The following is a 20,440-nucleotide window of genomic DNA, read 5'->3' on the forward strand; positions in this document are numbered from 1 at the left end:
GTGCCTCCCTTGATCCCGCCAATCAGCTTGCTGCAGCGTTGATGTCCGTGGGCTCAATGGTATCCACCGGCAGCGCAAACTGCTCGACGCGCTTGTACGGTTTCTTGTTGAGCAGCAGCCGCGTGACGTCGGGCCGCGAATAATGCCCGGCGGGATCGGCCGCATTCTTGGCGACGCCGATGGCGCCGAGATCGATCTCGGCGATCAGCAGCCCCTCCTGGTCCGGCGCCAGCTTGTCGCCGATCTGGCTGCCATCCGGGCCATAGATCGCGGCAAAACCGCCGCCCACATGCAGCAGCGCGTTCTTGTCCGGCCGGTCGCAGAGCTCGTCGATCATCGCTTGCGAGACCGTCGCGCAAGGTGCGAGCACGAAGCAGGAGCCCTCCACCGCATAGACGCGCGAAGCGGCGTTGTTGACCTCGGCGCCGAGCGCCGGCGCGAAGGGATCGTACAGCGAAAAGCTCGGCCAGGCCGCGACGTGCACCTGCTCGTTCTGGGCGTACATGGCATATTTCGACAGCGGCTGGAGGTGCTCCCAGCAGCACAGCGCGCCGATACGGCCGATGTCGGGGCGCACATGGACCGCAAGATCGCTGCCGTCGCCCTCGCCATAGACGGTGCGCTCGGCATGGGTCGGCCGCAATTTGCGGCGTTTTGCGATTGTCTCGCCATCTGGTCCGATCAGCCATTGCGCCAGATAGAGACTGCCGCCGTCGCGCTCGGACAGGCCGAACACGGCCGTAAGCTTCGCTTTCCGCACGGCATCGCGTAGCCGCTCGGCCTGCGGGCTGTCATAGGACAGCGAATTGTCGAAATAGCGCTGCACAAAACCGCGGCCGATCGCCCAGGCCGGCGAGTCCATCCAGATATGCCAGGGGTAGCCGGGGATGAAGGCTTCCGGAAAGGCGATCAGCTTGGCACCCTTCTCGGCGGCCTCCCGGATCAGGGCGATCGACTTGTCGATCGAGGCGTCGAGGTCGAGCCAGGCGGGCGCCGCCTGCACCACCGCGACCTTGTATTTTGGATGTTCGATGCCCATTGCCGCCTCCATTGCCGGTTGATCCGAGACCACGTCCGATGCAGTCTATTGGGCCAAGCCGGGCGGCCGCGCGCTCGACCACGGCGGAACAAAAACTCGACTGGAAGGGATCGCCGCCCCGGTACGGAACTTGCCTGCGGTCAGGCTGGATCTGCGCCACCATGCGGTTTTGCTGGATGTGAAAGGGAGGCCTGTGAGATGCCAATCCAGTTCACGACAGACGGCAGCCCCGGCTACCGCCGGCTCGCCCTCTGGCAGGATATTGTCTGCGACGTCTTCGTCGGGCTCGACTGCAAGTCGGACCTAGGCAGCGCATTTCACGGCTCGGTCACGCAAGTCGCGCTCGGCAAGGCCGTTTGCTCCGAGGTCTGCTCGGACCGTCAGCACGTTTTCCGCACGCCCTCGCGCATCGCGCGCTCGGATCAGGATTATGTTCTCGTTGCGCTCGGCCATCGCGGCGATGGCGGCGTGGTGCAGGATGGCCGGGAGACCGTGATCCATCCCGGCGAGTTCGCGCTCTACGACACCACGCGTCCCTATGAGCTGAAGTTCAAGGACACGTTCTCCCAGACCATCTTCAAGGTGCCCCGCGAGATGTTGCAGCGCCGGCTCGGCCGCACCGAGACACTCACCGCGATCACATTCGGGGCCGATGTACCGCTTGAGCGGCTCGCCTATGATTTCATCTTCCGCCTCTGCCAGAGCGCCGACCGGCTCGCGCCCAACAGCGCCGCCGCCCTGTCCGAGCAGGCCGTCGACCTGCTCGCCTTGGCGCTGAGCGAACGGCTCGGCGGGACGTCGCTGCCGTCCTCGACCCATCGCTCCGCCCTGCTCTACCGGCTCAAGGCGCATATCCGCACACGCCTCGCCGACCCCGACCTCTCGCTGACCGAGACCGCCGCCGCGCTCGGCATCTCCCCGCGCTACGTCAACGATCTCCTCGCCGACGAGGACACCTCGTTCCAGCGCCATGTGCTTGCCGAGCGTCTCGCCCAGTGCAAGCGCGACCTCGCCTCGCCCGTGCTCGCCCAGCGCCACATCAGCGAGATTGCGTTTGCCTGGGGCTTCAACGATCTCTCGCATTTCGGCCGCGTCTTCCGCGAGCATTTCGGGATGTCGCCACGCGACTACAGGCAGAGCCAGCTGCGGCACTGAGATCCGCTCCGGTCAGCCATCATCGCTAGCCTTCGCCTCAGGCGAAGGCTATGCTCGCCAATTCCAGATTGTCATGTCGTGCAGTCTGCATCAGGCTCGCATGTATGAGGACTCACGCGACGATAAGCGGGTCGGAGCTGCTGCTGGGCGTGATCGCGATCCGTCTCGCGATGCTGGTCCTGGTCGGCTGGGGTTTGACGCTCCTGCCGCAGCAGGCGCGCGACCCGGAAGTCGCTTGCATTTCATCCCCCACAACGCGGCTGGAGGCGCAGCCGCCGGCCAGCTTGGCGGGCTCGCGCATCGTCGATGCCGCGCTCGATGAGATGCACTTGCACGACTAGGGCAACAGCGCGTCGCTGGGCGAGACAACACGCGCCTTCATTGCATCGCTCATAGGAAGCTGGAGGTTCTGTCCTTTTGGCGGGATCGGCGACTCGAACCATTTTACGTAGAGCCGTTCGAACCCGCCGGACGCCATCTTCTCCTTGATTGCGGCGTCGACGAGGGCCTTGAACTCCGGGTCGTCCCTCCGGGTCATCAACCCATAGTAGGATGGCGCATAGGTGGCTGCCAACATCCGGAAAGCTTTGGGATCGGATGCGTTCGCGACAAGGCCGGCAACCAGGATATCGTCCTCAAACCACGCCACCGCACGGCCCGTTCCAAGCATGAGGAGCGACTCGGCGTGGTCCTTGGCCTGGACGATCGTGACATTCAGCTTCTGGTCATCGATGATCTTCTTGGCGACCCCGAAATTCAGCGAGCCCTGCGTGATGACGACCGTCTGCCCGTCAAGTCCTTTCGGCTCCATCACCTGCGACGAGGCGGACACCAGCCAGCGCGGCGATGCCACATAGGTCGCAACGGAGAACGCGACCTGCTTCTGCCGATCGGCAGTATTGGTCGTGCTGCCGCACTCGACGTCGATCGTGCTGTTCTGCAGCAAGGGAATACGATTGGACGCATTCACCGGAACGTATTCGATCCCGAGTTCGGGCCGCTGTAACGCAGCTTTGATCTTGTCGGCAACCGTCGAACAGAGGTCGAGCGAAAGTCCGGTCGGCTTCTGATCGACCCCGAGATAAGCGAACGGAATCGACGCCTCGCGGTAACCGAAGGTGATCTTGCCGACCTCCCTGATCTTGTCGAGGGTCTGGCTGGCTGCCCGCGCGGCCGGAATATCGAGCAGTGCAAACGATACGGCGGCGATGGCGATTGTCGGCAGAGATTTGCGGATCATGTCAGCCTCCGACAAGTTGCTAGGCAGCGGGGTTTCGCGACAGCTCGTCGAGACTTTCCCTCAAGGCCCGATCCAGGATTTCAACGGCGTGGTCGATTTCCCCGGTTGAGACGGTCAGAGGCGGCGCGATTCGCCACACCGACCCGCGCTCGGGGCGACGTCGGATATTCATGCTCAGCCCGTACTCAAAACACTTCTTCGTCGTCAGGCCGCCAAGCTGGTGGGCTGGGCGCCGGCTGTTGCGATCGCTGACCAGTTCGACACCGAGCAGGAGGCCCATGCCCCTGATGTCGCCGATCTGCTCATACTTCTGCTGGAGCCCTTCGAACCGGCCGCGCAGGTAAGCGCCCATCTCGTTTGCGCGTGCGACGAGTTTTTCTTCAGTGATCACGCGCAGCACGGCGAGCCCGACCTCGGCAAGCAGGGGATCGGAGACGTGGCTTGTGTAATAAGTGAAGTGATCGTCGTGGAGCTTACTCTCGATCGCCTCGGTTGTGGACACCGCCGCAAGCGGAAGCCCGCCGCCGAGTGTCTTCGACATGGTCATGATGTCGGGAACGACACCGAAATATTCCGATCCCGTTTTTTTGCCGATGCGCCCAAAGGCAGTCTGGGCCTCATCAAAGATCAGCAGCATGCCGCGCTCATCGGCCGCCTTGCGCAGCGCCTTCATGAACGCCTTCGGCGGCACCAGCACGCCGCCAGCGCTGATCACGGGCTCCGCGATGATCGCCGCACCCCGCCCGCTCGACTGCATGTCGAACATTTTCAGGGCGAGCTCGAGATTTGCGAGCGCGGACTCGTCCTCGCTGCCCTTCGCGATGTAGGGCCGATAGGCGTTCGGCTCGGGGATGACGAACACGCCTGGCGGCGGGACGCCATATCCCTTGCGGTCGCTGGCCATCGAGACCGAGGCGGCCCCGCCGGTGATGCCGTGCCACGAGCCGCCAAGGACGAGCACCTCGTAGCCGCCGGTGTACATCTTGGCCATCCGGAGCGCGACTTCGGTCGCTTCCGAACCGGTGTTGATGAAGATCGAGCGCTTGATATCTCCGGGAAGCCAATCCGTGGCCAGCACCTGAGCTAGCTCGGCGGCCACCTCGGGTATCATCCCGCTGAAGAGATGGAAGGCCTTTTTCCCAGCACTCTCCACCGCCGCGACGATGGCCGGATGGTTGTGGCCGATGGTGGCGCACATCTGGCCGGAGGTGAAATCGAGATAGTCGCGCCCGTCACTGTCGGTCACGATCGTCCCCTTCGCCGAGGTGAAGAGGTTCGGAAAGACGTCTCCGCCGTATCGGACCAGGAACTCGTCGGCGGCCTGTTTCAGCGCAGAAGTCATGGATTCTCCTCGGGCAAGCGGCATCCGTCGCACGGACGTGCGGTGCGGCGGTGTGCTCGCCGTTGTCGGGTCGGTTTTGGGGTACGAAGGTGTTGCTTCAGGGCGCCTGCGGTACGAGACTTGCCTGAGCAACGTGGACATTCGTACCGAGCGGACATGATGGGCGCCAGTTCAAAAAACTCAGCAGCCGATGAAGCGGGCTCAACGCAGCGGCCGCGAATGCCTCCGCTCAAGTCGCTGTCGGCGTTCGAAGCGGCCTCGCGCCACGGCAGCTTCAGCCGGGCCGCCGAGGAGCTCGGGGTCACGCCCTCCGCGATCAGCCATCACATCCAGAAGCTCGAGGACTTCCTCGGCGTTCCCGTCTTTTCCCGGCACGCCGGCCGCGCAGTCCTCACCAATGCGGGCCGCACCTATGCCAGCGAGATCGAGCGCGCATTCGGAACGATCATGGGAGCGACGCAGCTGGTGGCGCCGCAGTCGCAGCGCGAACACCTCTTCATCGCGAGCGGTCCGAGCTTCGCCGCCAAATGGCTGCAGCCGCGGATCGGACACTTCATCGGCCAGCACCCGGAGATCGGGATCAGGCTGTCGACCATCACCGACTTGCGCGACCTCGAAACCATTCGGTTCGATCTCGCCATCGCCTATGGCCGTCCTCCGGTCGGCAACGGCCGCCAGATCGAACCGTTGCTGGCGGAGCGCCTGCGCCCGCTCTGCAGCCCGCGGCTGATCGAACAGCTCGCGCTTCGCGACCCCGGTGATCTCGCCCGCGCCACGTTGATCCATTCCTCAAATGCCCTGACCTGGACCGACTATCTGCGACAGGTCCTGGGCTCGACCATCAAGGCGCGCCACGAATTGTGGTTCGACCGATCCACGATGGCCATCGACGCCGCCGTCGAAGGTCTCGGCGTCGTCCTGGAGAGCGAGATCCTCGCTGCCGACGAACTCGAGAAGGGCACGCTGGTCGCGCCCTTCTGCCAGCCCAAATTCGAGGTCGAGACGGTCTCCTATTATCTCGTGCGGTCCGCTGAAGCCAAAGGCCGCAGCCACGTCGGCGCATTCGAAACCTGGCTGCGCGCGAAGATCCCGGCCGCGAATCTGCAGGCGACAAGCGTGGCGTGACGCCTGCGGACCCTGCAAAGCAGAGCCGCTATGTGAGCGCGTCGTAGGACAACGCGCATGCTTGCATTACGATCTGTCTCCAAGGCCGCGTCAATCAATCAGCGGCCACGAGGAGCAGTTCGATGGAATACCGACGCTTGGGCCGATCCGGCCTCATGGTCCCCGCTTTGAGCCTTGGCACGGGCACGTTCGGCGGCGTCGGCCGTCTCGCGGCATGGGGGACGACCGGCGCCACGGAAGCGCGGCGCCTCTTGGACATTTGTCTCGAGGCCGGCGTGTCGATGTTCGACACCGCCGACGTCTACTCGCTCGGTGAATCCGAGCGCGTCCTCGGCGAAGCCATTAAGGGCCGCCGCGACAAGGTGCTGGTCTCGACCAAGGCCACGTTCCGCTTCGGCGACGGCCCCAACGACATCGGCTCTTCGCGGCAACATCTGCTCGCGGCCATCGACGGCTCACTGAGCCGGCTCGGCACCGACTATATCGACCTGTTCCAGCTCCATGGCTTCGATGCCATGACCCCGCCCGAAGAGGTGCTGAGCACCCTCGACGTCCTCGTTCGCGCCGGCAAGATCCGCTATGTCGGCGTCTCGAATTTCTCGGGCTGGCACCTGATGAAGTCACTTGGCGTTGCCGACAAGCATGGCTTCCCGCGCTACGTCGCCAACCAGACCTACTATTCGCTGGTCGGGCGCGACTATGAGTGGGAGCTGATGCCGCTCGGTTTCGATCAGGGGCTTGGCGCCGTGGTCTGGTCACCGCTCGGATGGGGCCGCCTCACCGGAAAGATTCGCCGCGGCCAGCCGAAGCCTGAAGTGAGCCGCCTGCCCCAGACCGCCGATTTCGGGCCGCCGGTACCGGACGAGCACGTCTATCGCGTCGTCGAGGCCATCGACGAGGTCGCAAAGGAGACGGGCAAGAGCGTCTCCCAGATCGCGCTGAACTGGCTGCTGCAGCGTCCGACCGTTTCGACGCTGATCATCGGCGCCCGCAACGAGACGCAGCTGCGCGAAAACCTCGGCGCGGTCGGATGGTCCTTGACCAAGGACCAGATCGCGAAACTCGACGCGGCTAGCAAGGTGACGTTGCCCTATCCGTACTGGCACCAGCGGGGAACTTTCTCCGACCGCAATCCGCCGCCGGTTTAGTTGGCTTAGTCGCAAGGCAAGGCGACCTCGCGCTGGTGAGCCTGCGAAGGGCGAGCCGATCCATGCCCGTGGCGCCGGGAAACGTCCTTCCGGCACAGGAACCGTCCGTGTCCTGCCGGGTTGCGATGGACAGCGCAATTTCCTAATCCGGGGATCAATCACGGCTCGAATCAAGCGCGCCTCCGCCATGCCGTCTGTCCCGATCGAACATGCCGACGGCCTGCCACAGCCCCAGCGCAACCAGGCGATCCTGACCATTGCGCTCGGCATCACCATGGCCGTGGTCGACAGCGCCATCGCCAACGTCGCGCTGCCGACGATCGCGGCCGATCTCAACGCGAGCCCCGCCTTCTCGATCTGGATCGTCAACGGCTACCAGCTCGCGATCACGATCTCGCTGCTGCCGCTGGCGTCGCTCGGCGAGATCGTCGGCTATCGCCGCGTCTATCTGGTCGGGCTGGTGCTGTTCACGCTCGCATCCGCTTTCTGCGCGCTGGCGCATACGCTGCCGTTGCTCACGATCGCGCGCATCATCCAGGGGTTTGGCGCGGCCGGCATCATGAGCGTCAACTCGGCGCTGGTTCGCTTCACCTATCCGCGCAACCTGCTCGGCCGCGGCATCGGGCTCAACGCGCTCGTCGTCGCCTTCTCCGCCGCGATCGGGCCGACGCTCGCCGCCGGCATCCTCGCAGTCGGCAGCTGGCCTTGGCTGTTCGCCATCAACGTCCCGCTCGGCGTGATCACGCTCGTCCTCGGCCTGCGCAGCCTGCCGCATACGACGCCCGCAAGCCATTCCTTCGACTGGCAGAGCGCGGGGCTCTCGGCGATCACCTTCGGCGTCGGCATCGCCGCGATCGACAGCGTCGGCCACGGCGAGGCGCCGATCACCTGCCTCGTCCAGTTCGCCATCGCGATCGTCGCCGGCGCGTTGCTCATCTATCGCGAAACGCACATGAGGTCGCCGCTGCTGCCGGTCGACCTGTTGCGCATCCCGGTGTTCGGGCTCTCGATTGCGACCTCGATCGCCTCGTTCTGCGGACAAATGCTGGCCTTCGTCGCGATCCCCTTCTACCTCCAGAGCCGCTTCGGCTACTCGGCAGTCCATATGGGCCTCTTGATCACGCCATGGCCGATCGCGGTGGCGTTTGCAGCCCCTCTCGCCGGCCGCCTGGTCGAGCATTATCCGGCCGGCCTGCTCGGCGGTATCGGGCTGACGCTGTTTGCCTGTGGCCTAGCCGCGCTCGCTTTCCTGTCCGCGAGCCCGACGCCGCTCGACATCGTCTGGCGGATGGCGCTGGCCGGCGCTGGCTTCGGCCTGTTCCAGACCCCCAACAATCGCACCATGATCGCCGCCGCCCCGCGCGAGCGCTCCGGCGGCGCCAGCGGCATGCTGGGCACGGCGCGCCTGCTCGGCCAGACCACCGGAGCTGCACTGGTCCCGCTGTTCCTCGGCCGCTATCCGGCCGAGGGAACCCGGATTGCGCTTCTCGCCGGCGTTGGATTTGCCATGTGCGGCGCGATGCTGAGCATGCTGCGGCTATCGCCCGCTGGTGCGCGCGGTGCCGAGCACGTCCGCGTGCAGGACGACCAGCGCCTGCGGGGCGAATAGCAGGCCCGAGCCCTGGTTACCGCCGCTTCAGCGCGCAACCTGTGCGTGGCTTAACTATCTGTACGAATGACGTATTGCCCTCCCGCTCCGGTTGCGCTTGATTGGCGCCGGGGAATAAGGGGCATTTCATACGTTCATTTGGATTGGTGGCGCTCAGCGTCATGCTGGGCGGCTGCGCGTCTGTCACGCGCGGTACGACCGAAAATATCAGCATCTCATCGACACCGTCAGGCGTGGAAGCCGTCGTCAGCGGACTGGAAGTCCCGACCACCTGCACGACGCCTTGCGCCGTGGTCGTCAAGCGGAACGCCGACATCTCCATCACCTTCCAGAAGGAAGGCTATGAACCGCAGATCGTGCCGCTCAGCCGGGACATACCGGGTTCAGGCGCAGCCGGCTTTGCCGGCAATCTTTTGCTAGGCGGTGTCATCGGCATGGGGGTCGACGCGGCGACGGGGGCGGCAACCGATCACAAGCCGAATCCGGTCATCGTCACGATGCAGCCATCGGCCCCTCCCCGCGCACGGCCGCCCGCGCCGAGGAAGCCGCGGCCGCCGGCTGCGGCCGCTCCCGAAGCCGGCACCCAGAATCCGGCACCGCGACGCAAAAAAGGCCGGCTGAACAGCCGGCCTTTTCAATTCATGACGCTCGCGATCAAGCCTTGACCAGCGGGCCCTTGGAGGTCGGCCCCTTGGAGCCGCCGGGACCGGGACCGCCCGGCTTCGACTTGCCCGGCGGACGCTTGCGGGCGGGCAGCTTTTCCTGCTTCGGCGTGACCGGGCCCTCGACGAACTCGAAGCCGATCTTTTCCTTGGTCTCGTCAGCCTCGTCCTTGACCAGAACGACGCGGACGTGACCGCCGCCCTTGAGCTTGCCGAACAGCACCTCGTCAGCCAGCGGCTTCTTGATGTGCTCCTGAATGACACGGGCCATGGGACGTGCACCCATCTGCTCGTCATAGCCGTGCTGGACCAGCCAGGTCTTGGCGGGCTCGGACAGTTCGATGGTGACGTCGCGGTCGCCGAGTTGCGCTTCGAGCTGAAGCACGAACTTCTCGACCACGGTGCCGATCACCTCGACGCTGAGATGGCCGAACGAGACGATGGCATCGAGGCGGTTGCGGAATTCCGGCGCGAACTGCCGGTTGATCGCCTCGTGGTCGTCGCCTTCCCGCTTCGAGCGCGTGAAGCCGAACGCCTGCTTGGCGAGATCCGAAGCACCCGCATTCGTGGTCATGATCAGGATCACGTTGCGGAAGTTGACCTGCTTGCCGTTGTGGTCGGTGAGCCGGCCGTGATCCATGATCTGGAGCAACACGTTGTAGAGATCGGGATGCGCCTTCTCGATTTCGTCGAGCAGCACCACGCAATGCGGATGCTGGTCGACGCCGTCGGTCAGGAGACCACCCTGGTCGAAGCCGACATAGCCGGGAGGCGCGCCGATCAGGCGCGACACGGTGTGCCGCTCCATGTATTCGGACATGTCGAAGCGCAACAGCTCGACGCCGAGCGACGCCGCAAGCTGCTTTGCAACCTCGGTCTTGCCAACGCCAGTGGGGCCGGAGAACAGGTAGCAGCCGATCGGCTTCTCCGGTTCGCGCAGACCCGCACGGGCGAGCTTGATCGAAGCGGCAAGCGACTCGATCGCCTTGTCCTGGCCGAACACCGTGCGCTTCAGGGTCTGCTCGAGATGCTTGAGCACCTCGGCGTCGTCCTTCGACACGCTCTTCGGCGGGATCCGCGCCATCGAGGCGATCGTGGTCTCGATCTCCTTGATGCCGATGGTCTTCTTGCGCTTGTTTTCGGCGACCAGCATCTGCGCCGCGCCGGACTCGTCGATCACGTCGATCGCCTTGTCGGGCAGCTTGCGGTCGTGGATGTAGCGCGAGGACAGCTGCACCGCAGCCTCGATCGCCTCATTGGTGTATTTCAGCCGGTGATAGTCTTCGAAGTACGGCTTGAGGCCCTTGAGGATGGCGATGGCGTCCTCGACCGTCGGCTCGTTGATGTCGATCTTCTGGAAGCGCCGCACCAGCGCGCGGTCCTTCTCGAAGTGCTGACGGTATTCCTTGTAGGTGGTCGAGCCCATGCAGCGGATCGTGCCCGAGGCCAGCGCAGGCTTGAGCAGGTTCGACGCGTCCATTGCGCCACCCGACGTCGCGCCCGCACCGATCACGGTGTGGATCTCGTCGATGAACAGGATGGCGTTGGGATGTGCCTCGAGCTCCTTCAGCACCTGCTTGAGGCGCTCCTCGAAGTCGCCGCGATAGCGCGTGCCCGCGAGCAGCGTGCCCATGTCGAGCGAGAACACGGTCGCAGCCGCCAGCACCTCCGGCACCTCGCTGTCGACGATGCGCTTGGCCAGGCCCTCTGCGATCGCGGTCTTGCCGACGCCGGCCTCGCCCACGAACAGCGGATTGTTCTTCTGGCGGCGGCACAGCACCTGGATCGCGCGGTTGATCTCGGAATTGCGTCCGATCACCGGATCGATCTTACCGTCACGCGCCTTCTTGTTGAGGTTGACGCAATAGGTCTCGAGCGCCTCGCCCTTCTTCTTGGCGTCCTCGGCACTCTTGGTCTCGGTCTCCTCGTCGACGCCGCGCACCGGCCGCGCCTCGGAGACGCCCGGCCGCTTGGCAATGCCGTGGCTGATGTAGTTGACGGCGTCGTAGCGCGTCATGTCCTGCTCCTGCAGGAAGTACGCGGCATGACTCTCGCGCTCGGCGAAGATCGCGATCAACACGTTCGCACCGGTCACCTCTTCGCGACCGGAGGATTGCACGTGGATCACCGCGCGCTGGATTACGCGCTGGAAACCGGCGGTCGGCTTGGCGTCGTCGGCGCCATCCGTCACCAGATTTTCGAATTCGGTCTCAAGATAATTGACGAGGCTCGTGCGGAGCTTGTCGAGATCGACGCTACAGGCACGCATGACGGCGGCTGCATCGGAGTCATCGATCAAGGAGAGCAGGAGATGCTCAAGCGTCGCGTATTGGTGATGACGCTCGTTGGCGATCGCCAGTGCACGATGCAGGGATTGTTCAAGGCTTTGGGAAAAAGTCGGCATTCGCGTCCTCTATGGCCCCCACCATCATGATCGCCATCGCCCGGTCAGGCAACAACAACCTTTGTCACATATAGTTATACTAGACCGCGGCAAAAGACCGGTTCCGCGACTCGATGGGCATTACGCGCCCACCGCATTCTCGATGCAAAACCCGTTCCGATTTGGGCAAAACTACCCATTTGGGCAGGATTGGCGTCGGCGCTGATTTTCGCCGGATCATGCAGCGGTATCCGCCGACATCACACACCGCACGAACAGAACCGATCTAAGAACTCGGGACGCGAACGCGCAGTTACTTCTTTTCCATCACGCATTGCAGCGGGTGCTGGTGCTTGCGGGCGAAATCCATCACCTGCGTCACCTTGGTCTCGGCAATCTCGTAGGTGAAGACGCCGCACTCGCCGATGCCGTGATGATGGACGTGCAGCATGATCTTGGTCGCGGCCTCGACATCCTTCTGGAAGAACTTCTCCAGCACGTGGACGACGAACTCCATTGGCGTGTAGTCGTCGTTCAGGATCAGCACGCGATAGAGGTTGGGCCGCTTGGTCTTTGGCTTGACCTTGGTGATGACGGACGTGTTCGGACCCGCCGGGCCACCGGAACGGTTCTCATCATTGCTCATCCGGGGAGCGTGGGCGGCGGCGGCCGCGGACAGGTCGAGTCTGGAAGTCAATTGCGGCATGGCTCAGGCGTTCAAATTCCCCACGGAAGCGTATGGCGGTTCGCCGCGCGGCCCCGAACTCGGGAGCCTCGCGCAAGCGCGCCGCCCTGGATCGCCGCTTCCAACCGGTCCGGTCGAAGCCGGATCGGTTGCTGGGAATATGGGCCCGCCCCCGGCTCGCTGCAAGCATGCGAAGGCCCAGCCAATGCGGCCGCGACGGTCCCGATTCCCGGTCCGGGCGATCCGCGCCAAGGTTAACCAATCCAGACCGATTTGCCAAAAATTTCCCACTGGCCCGTTCAGAGGGTGTTGACCAGGAACCTGACATCGGCATGACCGCGGCGGTTTGGCGCGGGATTCCTCCGTTTTTCTACGGTCCGATTTACCCGTCGTTCAAGGCTGTGGCGTGAAATCGGGCAAAACCACAGATCTCGGGGATCGTCATGTTTCGCCTACCCGTTGTCAGACGCTTAGGACGACAGCTCGCCCGTTTTGCGGGCGCGGAGCAAGGCAACATCGCCGTCATTTTCGCCATCACGCTGATCCCGGTCCTGTCCTTCGTCGGTGCCGCCATCGACTATACAAGGGCATCCCGGGCGCGCTCAGCGATGCAGGCCGCTCTCGACTCCACCGCGCTGATGCTGTCCAAGGATCTGACGCAGGGTACGATCACGAGCTCCGATATCAGCTCGAAGGCGCAGAGCTATTTCACGGGGCTCTATACGGATAAGGAAGCGCAGGGCATCTCCATCACCGCCAACTACACGGCACCGACGGCGAGCGCAGCGGCGACCATCCTTCTGAACGGCGCCGGCCACATCACATCTGAGTTCATGCAAATTGCAGGATTTCCGACACTCGGCTTCAATACCACGTCGACGACGACCTGGGGCAACGTCAAGATGCGCGTGGCGCTCGTGCTCGACAATACGGGATCCATGGCGCAGGACGGCAAGATCACCGCGCTGAGAAACGCGGTGGCCGGATCCGGGGGCCTGATCGATCAGCTCAGCGCGCTGAGCAAGACCAACGGCGACGTCTATATTTCGGTCATTCCCTTCGCCAAGGACGTCAACGTCGATGCCAGCAATTATAGCAAGAGCTGGATCGATTGGACGGACTGGCTCAATCCGCCCACCACGCAACCCGCCAATGGCAGCTTGATGGCGACGCTTCCCATCAACTGGCATGCCGTCGGACCGGGCGCAAAGTGCCCGTTCACCAACACTGTCGGCAATAATAACGGTAGTGCAAATGGCGGCTTTGTTTGCAAGACCAGTCCCACCGCAAGCAACGGTTCGACCACGGCAACAGTTCCGTCGACAACGCTCACAGTCAATGGCGCAACCGTCAAAAATCCGATTTGTCCGACCGCCGATGGTTTCGGTCGCTCCGGGCGAACCTACGTCAAATATAACGGCTGCTGGACAAGCGAGCCCACTGGCCTCCAGGAGGTCTTCTGTAGCGGAAGTGGTAGCTGTAGCTGCCCAAAGGACTCTTCCAACAATGCCGTCTCCGGTTGCACCTGCACCGGCACTGGCGGCGGCAGGTCCTGCACCGGATGGACCTATGTTCACAACTGGACGCAGCCCGGCCCGAATGACCTGACGGACAATCCTAGTCAGCCCAGGGTTTCCGCCGTCGTTGGCTTCAAGGACAACGCCCACACGCCCAACAAGGACCACGTCTGGACTCCCAGCGCCGTCGGGGTTGCAAATGATTGGCGCCAGCCGTCCACCAATCCCATCAGCACCTGGACGGGCTGCGTCGCAGACCGCACCCAACCGAACGACGCGACCGGCGTGCTGCCTGCGACGTCCGATGTCACGACTTTGTTTCCGGCCAACGAGTATTACGAGAACAGCACGTCCTATTGCAGCAGCAGCGCCTCGACCCAGCTCGAGCCGCTCATTCCGCTGAGCTATAGCTGGAGCACGCTCAAGACGGCCGTCAACGCGATGCAGCCCACGGGCGGCACCGACCAGGCGGTCGGACTGGCCTGGGGCTGGCAGTCGCTCCTAATCGGAGGTCCGCTGAATGCGCCGGCGGAGGATGCCAACACGACGTACAACAGGGTCATCATCCTGCTGTCCGACGGTCTCAACACCGAAGACCGTTGGCCCGAATACGGCGACGGCAGCTCGCAAGCGTCTGGCAATCCGATCGACGCCCGGCAGGCACTGATGTGCAGCAACCTGAAGGCCGCCACGGATTCCAAGGGCCAGACGATGTACACCATCTACACCATCCAGGTGAACACCTCCTCGCCTGCGGATGCGACGTCCACGGTGTTGCAGAACTGTGCGAGCAGCCCCGACAAGTTCTTCATGCTGAGGAGCTCGAGCGAGATCGTCACGACGTTCAACACGATCGGTACCGCGCTGAGCAAGCTGCGCGTGGCGCGCTGACCGAAGCCTCTGCGACAAACGAAAAAAGCCCGGCTGGTTCAGCCGGGCTTTTTGATTCCAGAAGTTCAGAAATTACTGGGCGGCCGGGGTGAACTTCGACACGACCGTTTCGACCGGCTTGAACGCCTGCTTGGCGAGATCGCTGTAGAGGCCGGCGATCTTCTGCGATTCCGCGACGAAGGTCTCGTAGGCGGAACGGGCGAAATCGGTCTGGGCTTCCATCGCCTTGTCCAGCGACTTCACGCCGGAAAGCTTCTCGACGAAGGACTTGGTGTCTTCAAAAGACTTCTTGGTGTAGTCGCCATACGCGCTGGCGATCGCCTGGAGGCCGTGCTGCACCGAGGTCGCCGAAGCAACACACGTCTCGAAATGCTCTTTGCCGTAGTTCTGAAAGTCTTCAACCTTGAACATCGTGGAATCCTTTTCCCTGGCTCGCGTCCGGAAGCCCCGGCTCCCTGACTCTGCCCACAATTAGTGCAACGCACAAAAATGTCAAGAATCTTGTGCGACGCACAAAAAATCGATGCAAGTTACGGAGATTCCCGGGCTTTCCCGCAAGCATTTCTTAAGCTTTTGGAAACTCCGGCCCCCTACCCTGATTCCCTGGACGTGTTCACCTTCCGCAGACGGTCAAAAGCCGTTTGAGAACATCACCTTAGCCAGAACAGCGGCTCAGGCCCAACGTCCCCCGCGGCGAGCACCAGCGGAGGGACAGCCTGAGCAGGTAATGATTCCGGGTCCGCAGGGCACAATTTCGCCTCACGAGCCGGTGATCAAGTCACAAACGGGGACGGGGTTCCATGCTTCGTAACAACTGGTCTTCCTCGCGCTTGGCGCGGGTTGGCGTTTTCGGGCTTCTCACGGTCACCACAGCCGTGATCTTCACGACCGATGCCGCCGACGCGCGGCGCTATCGGCGCCACTACGCGCACCACCGGGTGCATCGCGACGTATCCGAAAGCTACAGCCCGCAATTCGCGTCGATCATCGTCGACGGCAATTCCGGTACGGTGCTCCAGTCGACCAGCCCCGACGGGATTCGCCATCCCGCCTCGCTCACCAAGATCATGACGCTCTATTTGCTGTTCGAGCGTCTCGAGTCCGGCAAGATGAAGCTCGACACCGAGATGCCGGTGTCGCAGCACGCCGCCGACCAGGATCCGACCAAGCTCAATCTGCGTGCCGGCCAGACCATCCGCGTCGAGGACGCGATCAAGGGTCTCGTCACCCGCTCTGCCAACGACGCTGCCGTTGTGATCGCCGAAGCGATCGGCGGCGACGAGGACGATTTCGCCACGATGATGACGCGCAAGGCGCGCGCGCTCGGCATGTCCAAGACGGTCTACCGCAACGCCAACGGCCTTCCCAACGACGAGCAGGTGACGACCGCGCGCGACCAGGCCACGCTCGGCCGCGCCATCCAGGAGCGCTTCCCGCGCTACTATCGCTATTTCTCGACCACCTCGTTCACCTGGCGCGGCGAGCAGATCCGCAACCATAATCACCTGCTCGGCAGCGTCGAGGGCGTGGACGGCATCAAGACCGGCTACACCCGCGCCTCCGGCTTCAACCTCGTGACCTCGATGCGCCGCGGCAACCGCCATCTGATCGGCGTGGTGCTCGGCGGCCGCAGCGGCGGCTCGCGCGACGCCATCATGCGCAATCTGCTCGCGGAAAATCTCGAGAAGGGCGCGACCACCCACACTGTCGTGGCGGTGGCGGAGCGCAACAGTGCCGACACCAGCACCGACGTTGCCGACGCTTCGGATACCCCGGCCCGTCCGGCTCCGCCGGTTCAGGTCGCGGCCGCTCCTGCCCCCGAGGCACCCGCGCCGCGTCCTGCGTCGCGCCTCTCGGCCCTTGCAGCTGCGACCGCCGCGATGCCGCCGGCCCAGCCCAAGCCCGAAGCCAAGCCCATGGAGTCCAAGATCGAGCCCGCGCCGCTCACCAATGGCGTGATCTCGAGCCAGCCGCTCGCCCTCATTCCGGGGTCGTCCGAGCCGATGAAGCCGGTCCGGGTCAAGACGGTTCAGGTCAAGGCCGGCGCGGTCAAGGTCGCATCCGCCGCCCCGACCCAGGTCGCCCCGCAGGTCACCAACACGGTTTCGTCCCGCACCGACGTCGCCGAGACCTCCGGCGCTGTCGTCGCCAGGGCCGACCTCATCAACAAGCCGGAACCCACCCGGACCGAGGCCGCCCGGACCGAGATGCCGCAGCAGCCGGCGGGCTTCGGCACCGGCAACGGCATCCTCGGCGTGCTGCCGGCGGCCACCGCCGCTGCCCCGGCGCCCGCCCCGGTCGCGAAGCTTGCCTCCGCTGATCCGGCACCGCAGCCGATCCAGATGAGCGCTGCCACCAAGCCGGTCGCCACCCATAGCGGCTGGATCGTCCAGGTCGGCGCGCTCGAGAGCGAGGGCGAGGCCCAGCAGCGAATTGAAGCCGCGCGCAGCTCGGCCCGCGGCCTGCTCAGCAAAGCCGATCCGTTCACCGAGCCTGTAGTCGCCAGGGACAATCGCAAGCTCTACCGCGCCCGCTTCGCCGGGCTCGAGCGGGACCAGGCCGAAGCGGTCTGCAAGGCGCTGAAGCGCGCCGACATCTCCTGCATGACCGTCCGCAACTGATCTTCCCTACCCCTCCAAGCGAAATGCCCGCGCCTTGCGCGGGCATTTTTGTTTTTGGGATGCGGTGGCGCTGGAGGCTGTTCCACGACAACCTCTCGTCAAGGATTTACGGTTAAAACTTTACTCAAGGGATCGACCACGCCGACAAAGGCGGGCATCGGGGCGACGGCAAACAGAGCAAGCGGAGCTCACGCGGTACGGGCGTTTGTAGCGTAGTGCCGGAGTTAGCCGTTATGCGTACGAAGCAGAGTATCCTTGGCCTCGTTTACACGGGCAGCGAGGTACGTCGAGCCCCCCTGGTCGGGATGCAGTTTCTTCATGAGGGACTTGTGCGCACGGCTGATGTCGTCGCGCCCCGCCCCCGGCTGCAAGCCAAGGATCTGATAGGCCTCCTCCGCCGTCATTTTGCCGCTCGACGCCGTGCGGCGCTGCCCCCCTGCCGCGTTGCCCTGCGCGTTCTGACGCCAAGCGGGAAACCGGCGGTCCAGATAGCTTTCAAGTAAGGCCACGCTCTCGGCGTCGAAAGCCGGGACCATCGCCAGCAGGCTTGCGAGATCGAACTCGTCGAGACCGCGCCCGGCGTGAGGCCCGGCGACGATCTGCCCCGAGAGCTGGCCGGACTCGTGGTCGAGCCGCATGTCCAGGAACTGCGAGCGCACGCGCGAGCTCTGGCCGGACGAGCGCGCAGCGCCGCCGAACAGGCCGCCGATATTGCCGAAGCCCGCATTCGCCAGCGGCGTCCAGCCGAGCAGTCCGGCGCCAAATATCCCGAGCGGGATCGCGACCGCCAGTTCGCCCCGCAAGCCCGTGAAGGCGGCCACCGCGAGCGCGACCACGCCGCCTCCGACCTTGATGGTGCGCGCCAGCACGGCCGGGTTGGCGGCGCGGAACATCTGGAGCAACAGATAAAGCGTGATAACAGCGACAAGGCCGGCAATCAGGGTCATGGCGGGAATATAGTCGCCTCGCATACAAAATGCATGCGGCCACCGCGCCTTGCGAGCCCCTCTACTTCATCTGTCCGATCAGCTGCGCCGCGCGGCTCCCCGTCTTCGCCAGTTTCAACAGTGCCTCGCGGCCGCCGGCGGCGTAGGCTGCAGCGGCCCGCAACAGCTCGCGCAGCTGCGCCGCCGCGCCCGGATCGAACCGGCACCAGGCGCCGCCGGTCAGACGCGCGATCTCGCGAAACGCCTGTTCAGCGACTGCATCATGGCCTTCCTGAAACAGGAACACCGGCACCTTCAGCATGCCGAGCTCGCCGGCCTTGGCGCAGAGCGCGTCGACCTTCTCCTCCATGGCATCGCCGACGAAGACGACGGCACGCACGCCCGATGCGACCGCCTCGCGCCGCGCATCGGTCAAGACCCTGCCGATCTGGGTGTCGCCACCGCGGCAATCGATCTTGCTCATCAGCGTTGCAAGCTTGCTGCTGTCCGAAATCCACCCGGTGGCACGGCATTCGTTGAAGCCGCGATAGTAGACGAGCCGGATGTCCAAGCTGCCGAGCGCCGCCGCTTCACGAAACATGTCGGCCTGAAGCGCGCAGGCCATGTCCCAGGTCGGCTGCCGGCTCATCGTCGCATCCAACGCGAAGATCAGACGGCCCTTCGCGCCAGGCGCATGCGGCGACAGCGCACGCGCCTTGGCGACGAAGGCGGCGACGTCGTCCGAAGTCGAGGTCTTTGCCTGCGGCAACGCACCGTCGCTTTCGGCTCTCGCCGAGACGGCATCGCTATTGCGCGGTTTAATGGGGTCGCCGGGCATCCGTAGTCACGCTTTGTCTCGAACCACCAATGTGGATAGCGCGCCCTGCCCGGTCAATGTGCAAAGCCTCCGCAGGCGAAAGCCGGCGGAGGCTTTGAAGCGTGTTTCCGACGATGGTCGGACTGATCAGCTCTTGGCTGGCGACATCAGGGCAACGGGACCCGGCTCGAGCACCTTCGGCGGCGACGACGTGGTGTCGACCGGCGCGATTGCGCTGTCGGTGTCGCTCAGGAATTTATCGAGCATGCCCTGGATCGAGTTCTTGGCCTGATCCGGACCGGTGTCACGCATGTCGTTGTGCTGGAAGTCGGTCTTCACGACCTGAATACCGGCCTTCTCGCACTCCTCGTCGGTCGGGATCACGCCCGGATCGGTCTTGAACTGCGGATCCTTGGAGCGGAACGACAGGATCTTGAACTTGCCGGCGGTGACGAAGGGCACGCGGAGATTGTCCAGCGTCACGACCTTCTTGACCTCGTCCGGATACTGCTTGGCGAAATACATCGTGATGTCGCCACCCATGGAATGGCCGACCATTGTCACCCGGGCGTAGTCGGCGTTGGGCTGAACCTTCTTCATCTCCTGCATCGCCAGATGGATGTTGGCGACACCGCGCAGGATCTGCGGCAGGCGGCCGACATAGAGCTCGCCGGGCTTGGTCACCATCGGCGGATCAGTCGGCAAATCATGCTGCGGGCTGACGACGAGATAGCCGCGCGCGGCGAAAATGTTGGCGAGGAAGCCGTACTCGGTGTTCTTGACGGTGTTGCCGTGATTGATCACTGCAACCGGCATGGTGATCAAGCCGGCATTGGCCTGCATTTCCTTGTCGCGACGGATCGCGATGTCGACAGGCACGGGACGGTTGTCGCGCGAAGCGTCGTAGAAGGTGATGGTCTCGTGCCTGATGGCCCACTTGCTCGCCGTGAAATAGGCGACGCCGCAGAGGGCACTGACACACACCAGAACGGCAATTCCACGCTTCATTTTCGTCCTCAGCCTCAGGCCTGTCGCACCTGAAGTCCCTGTCGAAACCGTGTTTGTTCGGGGAGCTCTTTGGCTCCCTCGCGCCTATTCCCTAATATACGTCACAGCCGCGTGACAGGAAGGCCAAATATTGTGATCTGGCAGCCCCTTCATTGTGCGACGCACACGTTTGTTGGGCACCCGTCCTCATACCGCTACGTCAGGGTGCAGGTCACCATCCGACGCAACTTGTCACGATGGGGTTCAATTTCGCAGTAAACACAGGATGAAAA

Annotated in this window: 16 protein-coding genes and 1 pseudogene; 8 read left to right on the forward strand and 9 right to left on the reverse strand. The window is 64.0% G+C overall.

Translation table 11 applies throughout. The annotated features are described in order from the left end of the window. Positions 1-22: 22 nt before the first annotated feature. Positions 23-1,039 (reverse strand): carbon-nitrogen hydrolase family protein, encoded by a 1,017-nt coding sequence (locus V1280_RS09615; protein ID WP_334522254.1) that lies wholly within the window; start codon positions 1,037-1,039, stop codon positions 23-25. Positions 1,040-1,237: 198 nt separating this feature from the next. On the opposite strand from V1280_RS09615, the gene V1280_RS09620 reads away from it, so the two are divergent. Together V1280_RS09620 and V1280_RS09625 are read left to right on the forward strand one after the other, a co-directional pair. Beyond that, positions 1,238-2,194, forward strand: coding sequence for a helix-turn-helix domain-containing protein (locus V1280_RS09620; protein ID WP_334522257.1), 957 nt, complete (start codon positions 1,238-1,240; stop codon positions 2,192-2,194). A gap of 104 nt (positions 2,195-2,298) precedes the next feature. Beyond that, positions 2,299-2,535: a hypothetical protein gene (locus V1280_RS09625; protein WP_334522260.1), complete on the forward strand. Its 237-nt coding sequence runs from the start codon at positions 2,299-2,301 to the stop codon at positions 2,533-2,535. Here the strand turns inward: V1280_RS09625 and V1280_RS09630 are convergent. Both V1280_RS09630 and V1280_RS09635 read right to left on the reverse strand, forming a co-directional pair. Next, positions 2,532-3,434 (reverse strand): amino acid ABC transporter substrate-binding protein, encoded by a 903-nt coding sequence (locus tag V1280_RS09630; RefSeq protein ID WP_334522263.1) that lies wholly within the window; start codon positions 3,432-3,434, stop codon positions 2,532-2,534. The two genes, V1280_RS09625 and V1280_RS09630, sit on opposite strands and share 4 nt — an antisense overlap. A 19-nt stretch (positions 3,435-3,453) precedes the next feature. Beyond that, the gene (locus V1280_RS09635) at positions 3,454-4,776 is read right to left on the reverse strand and encodes an aspartate aminotransferase family protein (RefSeq protein WP_334522266.1); all 1,323 of its coding nucleotides are present in this window, start codon (positions 4,774-4,776) and stop codon (positions 3,454-3,456) included. Between the two features lie 219 nt (positions 4,777-4,995). On the opposite strand from V1280_RS09635, the gene V1280_RS09640 reads away from it, so the two are divergent. The 4 genes and pseudogenes from V1280_RS09640 to V1280_RS09655 all read left to right on the forward strand — a co-directional run. Next, the gene (locus V1280_RS09640) at positions 4,996-5,901 is read left to right on the forward strand and encodes a LysR substrate-binding domain-containing protein (protein WP_334522269.1); all 906 of its coding nucleotides are present in this window, start codon (positions 4,996-4,998) and stop codon (positions 5,899-5,901) included. 122 nt (positions 5,902-6,023) lie between these two features. After that, positions 6,024-7,049, forward strand: a complete 1,026-nt coding sequence (locus V1280_RS09645; protein WP_334522272.1) for an aldo/keto reductase — start codon at positions 6,024-6,026, stop codon at positions 7,047-7,049. Between the two features lie 187 nt (positions 7,050-7,236). Then, on the forward strand, positions 7,237-8,658 hold the full coding sequence (locus tag V1280_RS09650) for an MFS transporter (protein WP_334522275.1): 1,422 nt from the start codon (positions 7,237-7,239) through the stop codon (positions 8,656-8,658). Between the two features lie 128 nt (positions 8,659-8,786). Beyond that, positions 8,787-9,242, forward strand: a pseudogene (locus V1280_RS09655) (translation initiation factor 2); the annotation flags it as partial. Between the two features lie 70 nt (positions 9,243-9,312). On the opposite strand, the gene clpA reads toward V1280_RS09655, so the two are convergent. Together clpA and clpS are read right to left on the reverse strand one after the other, a co-directional pair. Next, positions 9,313-11,724, reverse strand: coding sequence for an ATP-dependent Clp protease ATP-binding subunit ClpA (gene clpA, locus V1280_RS09660; protein ID WP_334522277.1), 2,412 nt, complete (start codon positions 11,722-11,724; stop codon positions 9,313-9,315). 292 nt (positions 11,725-12,016) lie between these two features. Continuing rightward, positions 12,017-12,349 carry an ATP-dependent Clp protease adapter ClpS gene (gene clpS, locus V1280_RS09665; RefSeq protein ID WP_027530069.1) on the reverse strand — a complete coding sequence of 111 codons (333 nt, stop codon included), beginning with the start codon at positions 12,347-12,349 and terminating at the stop codon, positions 12,017-12,019. Between the two features lie 482 nt (positions 12,350-12,831). Between clpS and V1280_RS09670 the strand changes: the two genes are divergently transcribed. Next, positions 12,832-14,796, forward strand: a complete 1,965-nt coding sequence (locus V1280_RS09670) for a TadE/TadG family type IV pilus assembly protein (RefSeq protein WP_334522283.1) — start codon at positions 12,832-12,834, stop codon at positions 14,794-14,796. Positions 14,797-14,868: 72 nt separating this feature from the next. On the opposite strand, the gene V1280_RS09675 is transcribed toward V1280_RS09670, so the two are convergent. Further along, positions 14,869-15,207 carry a phasin family protein gene (locus V1280_RS09675; protein ID WP_148754857.1) on the reverse strand — a complete coding sequence of 113 codons (339 nt, stop codon included), beginning with the start codon at positions 15,205-15,207 and terminating at the stop codon, positions 14,869-14,871. 389 nt (positions 15,208-15,596) lie between these two features. Between V1280_RS09675 and V1280_RS09680 the strand changes: the two genes are divergently transcribed. Then, positions 15,597-17,417, forward strand: a complete 1,821-nt coding sequence (locus tag V1280_RS09680; RefSeq protein ID WP_334522292.1) for a D-alanyl-D-alanine carboxypeptidase — start codon at positions 15,597-15,599, stop codon at positions 17,415-17,417. Positions 17,418-17,641: 224 nt separating this feature from the next. Here V1280_RS09680 and V1280_RS09685 read toward each other — a convergent pair whose 3' ends face one another. The 3 genes from V1280_RS09685 to V1280_RS09695 all read right to left on the reverse strand — a co-directional run bounded on the left by V1280_RS09685 (position 17,642) and on the right by V1280_RS09695 (position 20,168). Further along, on the reverse strand, positions 17,642-18,364 hold the full coding sequence (locus V1280_RS09685; protein ID WP_334522294.1) for a DnaJ domain-containing protein: 723 nt from the start codon (positions 18,362-18,364) through the stop codon (positions 17,642-17,644). A 61-nt stretch (positions 18,365-18,425) separates the two neighbouring features. Next, positions 18,426-19,181: a VWA domain-containing protein gene (locus tag V1280_RS09690; RefSeq protein ID WP_334522298.1), complete on the reverse strand. Its 756-nt coding sequence runs from the start codon at positions 19,179-19,181 to the stop codon at positions 18,426-18,428. Positions 19,182-19,307: 126 nt separating this feature from the next. Continuing rightward, complete coding sequence (locus tag V1280_RS09695; RefSeq protein ID WP_334522301.1) at positions 19,308-20,168, reverse strand: alpha/beta fold hydrolase; 861 nt, start codon at positions 20,166-20,168, stop codon at positions 19,308-19,310. Positions 20,169-20,440: the final 272 nt, after the last annotated feature.

It is taken from the genome of Bradyrhizobium sp. AZCC 2230 (genome assembly GCF_036924495.1).
GTDB classification, from domain to species: Bacteria; Pseudomonadota; Alphaproteobacteria; order Rhizobiales; family Xanthobacteraceae; genus Bradyrhizobium; species Bradyrhizobium rifense.